9 protein-coding genes are annotated in these 10,858 nt (G+C 69.0%); 8 read left to right on the forward strand and 1 reads right to left on the reverse strand.

Going from position 1 to position 10,858, the window contains the following annotated elements; translation table 11 throughout:
• Nucleotides 1-158 precede the first annotated feature (158 nt).
• Nucleotides 159-2,507 carry an NADP-dependent malic enzyme gene (locus AC07RV_RS15470; RefSeq protein ID WP_093343554.1) on the reverse strand — a complete coding sequence of 783 codons (2,349 nt, stop codon included), beginning with the start codon at nt 2,505-2,507 and terminating at the stop codon, nt 159-161.
• A gap of 180 nt (nt 2,508-2,687) precedes the next feature.
• Between AC07RV_RS15470 and AC07RV_RS15475 the strand changes: the two genes are divergently transcribed.
• The 8 genes from AC07RV_RS15475 to AC07RV_RS15510 all read left to right on the forward strand — a co-directional run bounded on the left by AC07RV_RS15475 (nt 2,688) and on the right by AC07RV_RS15510 (nt 10,785).
• Complete coding sequence (locus tag AC07RV_RS15475; RefSeq protein WP_296774719.1) at nt 2,688-3,737, forward strand: SPFH domain-containing protein; 1,050 nt, start codon at nt 2,688-2,690, stop codon at nt 3,735-3,737.
• A gap of 103 nt (nt 3,738-3,840) precedes the next feature.
• Complete coding sequence (locus AC07RV_RS15480) at nt 3,841-5,334, forward strand: DUF4178 domain-containing protein (RefSeq protein WP_296774721.1); 1,494 nt, start codon at nt 3,841-3,843, stop codon at nt 5,332-5,334.
• Between the two features lie 57 nt (nt 5,335-5,391).
• On the forward strand, nt 5,392-5,610 hold the full coding sequence (locus tag AC07RV_RS15485; RefSeq protein ID WP_019653703.1) for a DUF350 domain-containing protein: 219 nt from the start codon (nt 5,392-5,394) through the stop codon (nt 5,608-5,610).
• Complete coding sequence (locus tag AC07RV_RS15490) at nt 5,607-7,172, forward strand: polyamine aminopropyltransferase (protein WP_444814398.1); 1,566 nt, start codon at nt 5,607-5,609, stop codon at nt 7,170-7,172. The genes AC07RV_RS15485 and AC07RV_RS15490 overlap by 4 nt, the downstream gene beginning before the upstream one ends.
• Before the next feature lie 19 nt (nt 7,173-7,191).
• Nucleotides 7,192-8,823 carry an FAD-dependent oxidoreductase gene (locus AC07RV_RS15495; protein ID WP_296774723.1) on the forward strand — a complete coding sequence of 544 codons (1,632 nt, stop codon included), beginning with the start codon at nt 7,192-7,194 and terminating at the stop codon, nt 8,821-8,823.
• Entirely contained in the window at nt 8,820-9,938 is a 1,119-nt protein-coding gene (locus AC07RV_RS15500) for a saccharopine dehydrogenase family protein (protein ID WP_296774724.1), read from the forward strand. The genes AC07RV_RS15495 and AC07RV_RS15500 overlap by 4 nt, the downstream gene beginning before the upstream one ends.
• A complete protein-coding gene (locus tag AC07RV_RS15505) occupies nt 9,935-10,312 on the forward strand; it encodes a DoxX-like family protein (RefSeq protein ID WP_296774725.1) in 378 nt (125 codons plus the stop codon). Before AC07RV_RS15500 ends, AC07RV_RS15505 begins: the two co-directional genes overlap by 4 nt.
• Nucleotides 10,309-10,785: a DUF2269 family protein gene (locus AC07RV_RS15510; protein WP_208513843.1), complete on the forward strand. Its 477-nt coding sequence runs from the start codon at nt 10,309-10,311 to the stop codon at nt 10,783-10,785. Before AC07RV_RS15505 ends, AC07RV_RS15510 begins: the two co-directional genes overlap by 4 nt.
• Nucleotides 10,786-10,858 lie beyond the last annotated feature (73 nt).

The raw sequence follows: 10,858 nt of genomic DNA on the forward strand, positions 1-10,858 counted from the left end.
CAGCGATCAACCTTGGGGTTAACCCGCAAATCCAAGCCCGCGAGTGTGCACCACGCTGGCGAAAATAGCAAGCGACTGCCCAAAGTTTGAGCAGCATCGAGGGCTTGACAGGGACGCCATAAGTTGGCGTCCACTCTCGAAGAAATGCTTGCTAAAGCTTAACGTTCTGCGTTGGCGTCGGCCACCGTGAGCGCCGACATGTTCACGATGCGCCGCACGGTGGCGCTCGCCGTGAGAATGTGCACAGGTTTGGCCGCTCCGAGCAGCACCGGGCCGATCGCGATGTTGCCGCCGGCCGCCGTCTTGAGCAGGTTGTAGGAAATGTTGGCCGCGTCGATGTTCGGGAAAACCAGCAGGTTGGCATCGCCGGCCAGCGCGCTGTGCGGCATGACCACCGCGCGCTGCTTGCTGTCGAGCGCCACGTCGCCGTGCATTTCGCCATCGACCTCGAGCCAGGGCGCCTGCACGCGCAGCAGGTCGAGCGTCTTGCGCATCTTCAGCGCGCTCGGCTCGTTGCTGGTGCCGAAGTTCGAGTGCGACAGCAGCGCCGCCTTGGGCTTGAGGCCGAAGCGCATCATCTCCTCGGCCGCCATGGTCGTGATCTCGGCCAGTTCCTCGGGCGTCGGGTCGTAGTTGACGTGGGTGTCGACCAGGAACACCTGGCGGTCGGGCAGCAGCAGGCCGTTCATGCAGGCATACACCGGCACGTCCTGCGGGGTGCTGGCGCAGCCGCCGGGGCGCTTGCCGATCACCTGGTCGATGTAGTGCAGGTGGATCAGCGTGGTGCCCCAGGTGCCGCAGATCATGCCGTCGACCTCGCCCTTGTGCAGCAGCATCGCGCCGATCAGCGTGAGGCGGCGGCGCATCTCGATCTTGGCGACCTGCACCGTGATGCCCTTGCGCTCGGTCATGCGGTGGTAGGTCTGCCAGAAGTCGCGGTAGCGGTGGTCCTGCTCGACGTTGACCACGTCGTAGTCGAGCTCTTCCTTCAGGCGCAGGCCGAACTTCTCGATGCGCTGGGCGATGATGGCCGGGCGGCCGATCAGCGTCGGGCGCGCGATGCCCTCGTCGACCACGATCTGCGCGGCGCGCAGCACGCGTTCTTCCTCGCCCTCGCAGTAGGCCACGCGCTTCTTCGGCGCGCGCTTGGCGGCGTCGAAGATCGGCTTCATGGTGGTGCCCGAGGCGTAGACGAAGCTCTGCAGCTTGTCGCGGTAGGCGTCCATGTCCTTGATCGGACGCAGCGCCACGCCGCTTTCCTCGGCCGCCTTGGCCACGGCCGGCGCGATCTTCATCATCAGGCGCGGGTCGAAGGGCTTCGGGATCAGGTATTCGGGGCCGAACGACAGCTTCTCGCCGACGTAGGCGGCCGCCACGCGCTCGCTCTGCTCGGCCTGCGCCAGCTCGGCGATGGCGTGCACCGCGGCGATCTCCATCTCGTCGGTGATCGTGGTCGCGCCCGAGTCGAGCGCGCCGCGGAAGATGTACGGGAAGCACAGGACGTTGTTGACCTGGTTCGGGTAGTCGGTGCGGCCGGTGGCCATGATGATGTCGTCGCGCACCGTGCGCGCGTCTTCGGGCGTGATTTCCGGATTCGGGTTGGCCAGCGCGAAGATCACCGGGCGCGTCGCCATCTTGGCGACCATCGCGGGCTTGAGCACGCCGCCGGCCGACAGGCCGAGGAACACGTCGGCGCCCTCGATCACCTCGGCCAGCGTGCGCGCCGTGGTGTTCTGCATGTACTGGCGCTTGTCGTCGTCCATCAGCTCGGTGCGGCCTTCGTAGACCACGCCGGCCAGGTCGGTCACAAACACGTTCTCGCGCTTCAGGCCGACCTTGAGCAGCAGGTTCAGGCAGGCCAGCGCCGCGGCGCCCGCGCCCGAGGTCACGAGCTTCACGTCGGCGATGTCCTTGCCGGCCACCTTCAGGCCGTTGAGCATGGCCGCCGCCACGGTGATCGCCGTGCCGTGCTGGTCGTCGTGGAAGACCGGGATCTTCATGCGCTTGCGCAGCTCGCGCTCGACGTAGAAGCAGTCGGGCGCCTTGATGTCCTCGAGATTGATCGCGCCGAAGGTGGGCTCGAGCGCGGCGATCACCTCGACCAGCTTCGCAGGGTCCTTCTCGTCGATCTCGATGTCGAACACGTCGACGCCGGCGAACTTCTTGAACAGGACGCCCTTGCCTTCCATCACCGGCTTGGAAGCCAGCGGGCCGATGTCGCCGAGCCCCAGCACCGCGGTGCCGTTGGTGATGACCGCCACGAGGTTGCCGCGCGCGGTGTACTTGAAGGCGTTGGCCGGGTCCTTGACGATTTCCTCGCAGGGCGCGGCCACGCCGGGCGAGTAGGCCAGCGACAGGTCGCGCTGGTTGACCATCTGCTTGGTCGCGGCGATCGAGATCTTTCCGGGGACCGGGAACTCGTGGTACTCGAGGGCGGCACGTCGAAGTTCGGCGCGTTTGTCTTCGGGCGAGGGAGTCGAGGATGACGAAGGGGTCGTGTCAGACATGTGCCGTTGCTCCTGAGGCGCTTCTTCTGGGGGCGCCGATTGTAGACCTCGGACGATGACGGACTATGACGCCTGGCCAGGGTGCAGCCATGACCAAAATGACCAAAAGCACGGGTCCGCGGTCAAGTCGCTGTGGCAATATGCCAAGTCCGCACAAAAACCCTCTAGAGGAGCGCAGCCATGGCCCTGATGGATTTCATCAAGAAACAGTTCATCGACATCATCCAGTGGACCGAGTCCGGCGATGGCACGCTGGCCTGGCGCTTCCCGATGGCGGAAATGGAAATCCAGAACGGCGCCTCGCTGACGGTGCGCGAGTCGCAGGTCGCGGTGTTCGTCAACGAAGGCCAGGTGGCCGACGTGTTCGGCCCCGGCATGTACAAGCTCAGCACGCAGACGCTGCCGGTGCTGACCTACCTGAAGAACTGGGACAAGCTCTTCGAGTCCCCGTTCAAGAGCGACGTCTACTTCTTCAGCACGCGCCAGCAGGTCGACCAGAAGTGGGGCACGCCGCAGCCCATCACCATCCGCGACAAGGACTTCGGCGCCGTGCGCCTGCGCGCCTTCGGCAACTACTCGTTCCGCATCGGCGACGCCAAGCTGTTCCACACCGAGATCTCGGGCACGCGCGACATCTACACCGTGGCCGACCTCGACGGCCAACTGCGCGGCCTGGTGCTGCAGAACATCAGCAACGCCATCGCCTCCAGCGGCGTGCCCTTCCTCGACCTCGCGGCCAATCAGATCCAGTTCGCGCAGGCGCTGGCGGCCCAGCTGGTGCCCGAGTTCGCCAAGATCGGCATCAAGCTCGAGAACATCACGGTCCAGAACGTCTCGCTGCCCGAGGAACTGCAGAAGATCCTCGACCAGAAGATCGGCATGGGCATGGTCGGCAACGACATGGGCAAGTTCATGCAGTACCAGACGGCGCAGGCGATCCCCAAGTTCGCCGAGGGTGCCGCCAACGGAGGCGGCATCGCGGGCGACGCGATGGGCCTGGGCGCCGGCGTGGCGCTCGGCCAGGTGCTGGCGCAGAACCTCGCGCAGGGCCTGAGCCCGAACGCTGCGGCCCAGGCGGCCGCGACCCAGCAGCAGCCGGCGGTGGCGGTGGTGAACCCCAACGACGTGATGACGACGCTCGAGAAGCTCGGCGAACTCAAGACCAAGGGCATCCTGACCCAGGAAGAGTTCGACGCCAAGAAGGCCGAACTGCTCAAGAAGCTGGTCTGACCCGGCGCTATGTTCTGTATAGCGCCTGACGCCCGCTCGACGGGCGTGAGAGGCATGATCGGCTGGAAGAATGCTGCGGGCCTCGCGCCCGCGCGTGCGCGCCATGGCTGAGGAAGCCGGCGGCACCCAGCGCTACTACCGCGCGCCCTGCCCCGGCTGCGGCGCGCCGGTCGAGTTCCGATCGGCCCAGTCGACCCATGCGGTCTGCCCCTACTGCCAGAGCACCGTCGTGCGCCAGGGCGACACGCTCGCGCGCACCGGCAAGATGGCCGAGCTGTTCGACGACTTCAGCCCGCTGCAGCTGTTCGCCGCGGGCCGGATCCAGGACAAGCCCTTCACCATCGTCGGCCGGCTCCAGTACAAGTACGCCGGCGGCCGCTGGACCGAGTGGATCGCGGCCCTCGATGGCGACCGCACCGGCGTGCTCAGCGAGGACAACGGCGCCTACGTCTTCTCCCTGCCGTTCGAACTGCAGCGCACGGCGCCGGCCGCGGCCGACCTGCGCGTGGGCGCCACCAGCGCCTTCAACGGCCAGAGCTACACCGTCGCCTCGAACGAGGAGGTGACGCTGGTCTCGGCGCAGGGCGAACTGCCGCACCTGCCCGAGCTCGGCCGGCCGTTCCAGGTGGTCGAGCTGCGCAACGACAAGGGCCTGGTGCTGAGCCTGGACTACGGCTCGCAGCCGCCCACGGCCTCGCTGGGCCGTTCGGTCGATCTCGAATCGCTGCAGCTCACCGGACTGCGCGAGGATTCGGCCAAGGACGAGAAGGGGCGCAGCTTCAACTGCCCCAACTGCGGCTCGCCGGTCACGCTCAACCTGGCTGACAGCAAGAGCGTCACCTGCCGCTCGTGCAACAGCATCATCGACCTCACGCAGGGCATCGGCGGCGAGCTCAAGCATGCGGCGCAGAACGAGCCGGTGCGCCCGCTGATCGCGCTGGGCAGCATGGGCCAGCTGCAGGGCGCCCAATGGCAGGTGGTGGGTTTCCAGCACCGCATGGGCAGCGAGCCCGGCGACGACGAGCAGTTCGGCTGGGACGAGTACCTGCTCTACAACAAGAAGCGCGGCTTCAGCTTCCTGGTCGACGCCGAGGACGGCTGGAGCATGGTGCGCCCCACCACCGGCGCGCCGGTGATGGCCGAGAACGGCAGCACCGCCACCTACCTCGGCAAGCGCTACCAGCAGCAGTACGCCTACAACGCCGAGACCACCTACGTGGCCGGCGAGTTCTACTGGCAGGTCGAGCGCGGGCAGAAGACCTTCAACCGCGACTTCGCGGTCGGCGGCGCCCTGCTGTCGATGGAGCGCTCGGTCAACGAGCTCACCTGGTCCTCGGGCAGCAAGATCGACAGCGGCGCGGTCGCCACGGCCTTCAAGCTCGATGCCAAGAAGGACCTGTTCGAGCGCTCCGACGCGTCGCCGGTCAGCGCGGCCTCGGGGCTGGGTTGCGGCACGATCGTGGTGATCGCGATCGTGATCATCGTGCTGCTCATCATCCTGAGCACCTGCAGCAGCAGCAGCGGCGGTTCGGGCGGCGGCTACCGCAGCTCGGGCGGCTCCTACGGCGGCTCCTCGAGCGGCGGTGGCCACAAATGACGAAGATCGCGCTGCCGATTCATCGACTGATAGATACAGATACGACTGGAGGTCCCCATGGGATTTGAATGGCTGAAACCTGGCGTGGTCCTCGGATCGCTCGTGTACGCGCTGATCGGCGTGGTGATCTTCTGGCTCTGCTTCCTGATCATCGACAAGATCACGCCCTATGACCTCTGGGGCGAGATCGTCGAGAAGCAGAACGTGGCGCTGGGCCTGGTCGTCGCCGCGATGAGCCTGGGCATCAGCATCATCGTCGCCGCCGCCATCCATTGAGCGAGGAGCAGGCCCTGTCCGCGCGCCCGGCCGATGCGCGCGGGCCGCAGCCCGTCGAGATCGCGCTGCTCGCCAGCGTCTTCGTGGTGGCCGCCTGCGGGCTGGTCTACGAACTCAGCGCGGCGGCGCTCAGCTCCTACCTGCTGGGCGACTCGGTGCTGCAGTTCAGCACCATCATCGGCACCTACCTGTTCGCGATGGGCGTGGGCTCGTGGCTGTCGCGCTATTTCGACCGCCAGCTGCCGGCCCACTTCCTGCGCATCGAGCTGATGGTGGCGCTGATCGGCGGCGCGCTGCCGGCCGTGCTGTTCCTGGCCAACGCCTACGCGCCTGGAGCGTTCCGGTTGCTGCTGTACGGACTGGTGATCGTGGTGGGCACGCTGGTCGGGCTCGAGATCCCGCTGGTGATGCGCATCCTGCGGCGCAACGTCGCGCTCAAGAACCTGGTGTCGCAGGTGCTGACCTTCGACTACCTCGGCGCGCTCGCGGTGTCGGTGGCCTTCCCGCTGATCCTGGTGCCGCAGCTCGGCATGATCCGCACCGGCCTGCTGTTCGGCTTCATGAACGCGGCGGTGGCGGTGTGGGCGCTCTGGCTGTTCCGCCACGAGCTGCGGCGCGTCGGCGCGCATGCGCTGGCCTGCTTCCTGTCGCTCGCGGCGCTGCTGGGCGGCTTCATCGGCGCCGACCACATCACCACGCTGGCCGAGGACAAGTTCTACCAGGACCGCATCGTCTTCAGCGCCACCTCGCCCTACCAGCGCATCGTGGTCACGCGCGGGCTGCTCGGGCACCGGCTGTTCCTCAACGGCAACCTGCAGTTCGCCGAGCGCGACGAATACCGCTACCACGAGGCGCTGGTGCACCCCGTGATGGCCGCGCACGGCGCGCCCAAGAAGGTGGCGGTGCTCGGCGGCGGTGACGGCATGGCGGTGCGCGAGGTGCTCAAGTACCCCTCGGTGGAGTCGGTCACGCTGGTCGAGCTCGATCCGAACATGACGAAGCTGTTCACCGAGCACGAGACGCTGGCCGCGCTCAACGGCCATTCGCTGTCGTCGCCGAAGCTCAAGATCGTCAACACCGATGCTTTCCAGTGGCTGCAGCAGCGCGGTGACGACGACCTGTTCGACGTGATCGTGGTCGACTTTCCAGATCCCACCAACTTCGCGATCGGCAAGCTCTACACCAACAGCTTCTACGCGCTGCTCGACAAGCGTCTCGCGGCCAGCGGCTACGCGGTGATCCAGACCACTTCGCCGCTGGTGGCGCGCAAGAGCTTCTGGACCGTGGCGCAGACGGTGGAGTCGGTGGGCCTGACCGCGACGCCCTATCACGTGCACGTGCCGAGCTTCGGTGAATGGGGCTTCATCATCGCGAGCCACCGCCCCTACCGGAAGCCAGACGCGCTGCCCGCGGGCCTGCGCTTCCTGTCCGCGCCCACGCTGCCGCTGATGTTCGACTTCCCGCTCGACATGGCGCGCGTGCCGGCCGAGGTCAACCGGCTTTCCAACCAGGTCCTCGTCACCACCTACGAACAGGAGTGGGGCAAGGTCATGGCACATTGAGCGCGCGGGCGATGCGGCCATGAGGCGGCGCAGCTTCCTCGGCACGGTCGGCGCCGCCGGTGCGCTCGCGCTCGCCGGCTGCGATGCGCCGCCGCCCATCGAAGGCGGCTTCACCGGCATCGACATGGCGCGCGGCCACGCGATGCGCGACGGCACGCTGAAGTCGCGCGCGCCCGCGAGCACCCGCAGGACCCGCGTGCTGATCGCCGGCGGCGGCGTCGCCGGGCTCGCGGCGGCGCGCGCGCTGCGCCTCGCGGGCATCGACGACTTCGCACTGCTCGAGCTCGAGGACAGCGCGGGCGGCAATGCGCGCGGCGGCATGGTCAACGGCATCGCCTGCCCGCTCGGCGCGCACTACTTGCCGGTGCCCGGCGACGATGCGCGCGAGGTGCAGGACCTGCTCGAGGAACTGGGCCTGCGCCGGCGCGTGGCCGGCCGCTGGGAATACGACGAGCGCACGCTGTGCCACAGCCCGCAGGAGCGGCTGTTCTTCCACGGCGAGTGGCAGGACGGCCTGCTGCCGGTGCATGGCGTGGGCGCCGACACGCAGGCGCAGTACCGCCGCTTCGCGCAGCGCATCGACGCGCTCCAGCATGCGGCCCACTTCGCCATTCCCACGCTCAAGGTCGCGGTCACGCCCGAGCTGCTGGCGCTCGATGCGCAGGCCTTCTCGGCCTGGCTCGACCGCGAGGGCTTCAGCGACGACCACTTGCGCTGGTACCTCGACTACTGCTGCCGCGACGACTACGGCGCGGGCATCGAGCAGGTCTCGGCCTGGGCCGGCATCCACTACTTCGCGAGCCGGCACGGCTTCCACGCACCCGGCGATCCGTCGGGCAGCGCCAACGACACCAACCCCGAGCGCGACGGCGTGCTGACCTGGCCCGAGGGCAACGGCTGGCTCACGAAGCAGCTGGCAGTGCCGCTGGGCGAACGGCTGCGCACGGGCCAGGTGGTCGTGCGCATCGCCGAGGTGCGCGGCGGCGTCGAGGTCGATGCCTGGGATGCCGCCTCGCAATCGCTGGTGCGCTGGCAGGCCGCGCATTGCATCGTCGCGCTGCCGGTGTTCGTCGCCGCGCGCGTGGTCGAGAACGCGCCCGCGGTGCTCGCGCATGCCGCGGCGCACGTGCGCCATGCGCCCTGGCTGGTGGCCAACGTGCATCTGCGCGGCCCGCTGGTCGATCGCCCCGGTGCCGCGCCGAGCTGGGACAACGTGGTCTACGGCACGCGCGGCCTCGGCTATGTCGATGCGCGCCACCAGACGCTCGACCCCACGCCGCGCGGCACCGTGCTCAGTTGGTACCGACCGCTGGGCCCGAGCCGCTACGACGCGGGCGACGGCCGCCGTCTGCTGCTCGAGCGGCCCTGGACCGGCTGGCGCGACGACCTGCTGGCCGAGCTCTCGGTGCCGCACCCCGACCTGCCCGCGCTGGCCACGCGCATCGAGATCACGCGCTACGGGCATGCCATGGCCATTCCGCGGCCCGGACTGCTGGCGCAGATCGGTTCGCAGCGCACCGCGCCCGACGATGCCCACCGCGGCAGCGTGATCGCGGGCCGGCTGTCGTTCGCGCATGCCGACTGGTCGGGCTATTCAATCTTCGAGGAAGCCTTCACGCGCGGGCATGTGGCCGGAGCGAGCCTCGCATGAAGACGCTGGTGCTCGGCGGCTACGGCAACTTCGGCGCGCGCATCAGCCGCGCGCTGGCCGCCGATACGGCCATCGAGCTGCTGGTGGGCGGGCGCGATCTCGAACGGGCGACGGCCTTCACGCAAGCGCTGGCGGGCGGGGCGCGTGCCGTTCGCGTCGATGCGCAGTCGCCGGATTTCGTGCAGAGCTTGCGCGAGCTCGGCGTCGAGCTCGTCATCCACACGGCCGGTCCGTTCCAGAACCAGGACTATCGCGTGCCGCAGGCGGTGGCCGCCGCCGGCGCGCACTACATCGATCTGGCCGACGGACGTCGCTTCGTCTGCGACTTTCCCGCGGCGCTCGACGGCGCCTTCCGCAACGCGGGCCGCACGGCCGTCACGGGCGCGAGCACCGTGCCGGCGCTTTCCTCGGCCGTGGTCGACCACCTCGCGGCCGGCTGGCAGGGCATCCGCGGCATCGACATCTGCATCGCACCGGCCCAGGGCGCGCCGCGCGGCGAGGCCACGCTCGCGGGCGTGCTCGCCTACTGCGGCGCGCCGATCCGCGTCTGGCAGCACGGTCGCTGGACCGAGCAGCCCGGCTGGGCCCGGCCCTCGACCGTGCGCTTCGCGCGCATGCGTCCGCGCCGCGGCGCGCTGTGCGACATCCCCGACCTCGAACTCTTCCCGGCGCGCCATGCCGGCGTGCAGTCGGTGATGTTTCGCGCCGCGCTCGAGGTGGGCCTCACGCAGCAGGCCTTCGCCTTCCTGGCGGCCCTGCGCCGCATCGGCCTGCTGCCCGCGCCGCAGAAGCTGGCGCCGCTGCTGCATGCCACGGGCGGCCTGTTCGATGCGTTCGGCAGCGCGCTCGGCGGCATGGTGGTGCGCGTCGAAGGCATCGACGCGCGAGGCGCCGCGGCGCAACGCGCCTGGCACATCGCGGCCGACGACAACCATGGGCCCGAGATTCCCTGCATGGCCGCCATCCTGCTGGCGCGCCGGCTCGCGCGCGGCGATGCGCTGCCCGTCGGCGCGCAGGCCTGCATGGGCCTGCTCGCGCTGCCCGAGTTCGAACCCGAGTTCGCGCGCTGGGGCATGGTGACGGACGTGGTCGACGAGACGCCGCGAATGCCATGACCCGCCCGGCCGACGACGACCGCCTGCTGCGCCTGAGCCTCGTCGCGGTCTGGCTGGTGACGGCCGTCGTCAGCATCGTCGAACTCGACGGCCAGAGCCGCCGGGTGCTGGCCGAGGCCGGTATCGCCTCGCCGCCCTGGCTGGTGCAACTGCTGATCGTCGGCGGCGCGGCGGCCGACCTCGTCGTCGGCCTCGCGCTGTGGTGGCGGCCGGGCCGCGCCAGTTACCTCGCGGCGCTCGGCCTGCTGTTGCTCATGACGGCGGTCGCCACCGGCCTGCAGCCGGCGCTGTGGCTGCATCCACTGGGCCCGCTGCTCAAGAACCTGCCGATCGCCGCGCTGCTGTGGCACCTGTACCGACGCGCCACGCCATGAACACCTACCTGGTCCTCAAGTGGCTGCACATCGTCTCCAGCGTGCTGATGGTCGGCACCGGGCTGGGCTCGGCCTTCTACATGTTCTTCGCCAACCGCAGCGGCAGCGTTGCGGCGCAGGCGGTGGTGAGCCGGCTGGTGGTGCGCGCCGACTGGTGGTTCACCACGCCCACCGTGATCCTGCAGCCGGCCACCGGCTTCGCGCTCGCCCACATGGCAGGCTGGCCGCTGTCCACGCCGTGGCTTGCGCTGTCGCTGGGGCTGTTCGTGTTCGCGGGCGCCTGCTGGCTGCCCGTGGTGTGGCTGCAGATCCGCATGGCCGCGATCGCCGGGCAGGCGCAGCGCGACGGCCTGCCGTTGCCGCCGCTGTATGCACGCTACCAGCGCTGGTGGGAGTGGCTCGGCTACCCTGCCTTCGTGGCCATGGTCGTGGTCTTCTGGCTCATGGTGAACAAGCCCGCGCTCTCGCCCTGAGCCGGGCCGGGGCGCGGGCCTGTGCGGTTTTCACACAGACTTCACACACGCCGCCATGGGTTCACAGACCGCG

Source organism: Variovorax sp. GW821-FHT09B01, assembly GCF_059418345.1.

What these genes read in the sequence shown, in the direction of transcription:
- AC07RV_RS15470 (WP_093343554.1), bottom strand. Translation starts at nt 2,507, where the DNA reads ATGTCTGACACGACCCCTTCGTCATCCTCGACTCCCTCGCCCGAAGAC.
- AC07RV_RS15475 (WP_296774719.1), top strand. Translation starts at nt 2,688, where the DNA reads ATGGCCCTGATGGATTTCATCAAGAAACAGTTCATCGACATCATCCAG.
- AC07RV_RS15480 (WP_296774721.1), top strand. Translation starts at nt 3,841, where the DNA reads ATGGCTGAGGAAGCCGGCGGCACCCAGCGCTACTACCGCGCGCCCTGC.
- AC07RV_RS15485 (WP_019653703.1), top strand. Translation starts at nt 5,392, where the DNA reads ATGGGATTTGAATGGCTGAAACCTGGCGTGGTCCTCGGATCGCTCGTG.
- AC07RV_RS15495 (WP_296774723.1), top strand. Translation starts at nt 7,192, where the DNA reads ATGAGGCGGCGCAGCTTCCTCGGCACGGTCGGCGCCGCCGGTGCGCTC.
- AC07RV_RS15500 (WP_296774724.1), top strand. Translation starts at nt 8,820, where the DNA reads ATGAAGACGCTGGTGCTCGGCGGCTACGGCAACTTCGGCGCGCGCATC.
- AC07RV_RS15505 (WP_296774725.1), top strand. Translation starts at nt 9,935, where the DNA reads ATGACCCGCCCGGCCGACGACGACCGCCTGCTGCGCCTGAGCCTCGTC.
- AC07RV_RS15510 (WP_208513843.1), top strand. Translation starts at nt 10,309, where the DNA reads ATGAACACCTACCTGGTCCTCAAGTGGCTGCACATCGTCTCCAGCGTG.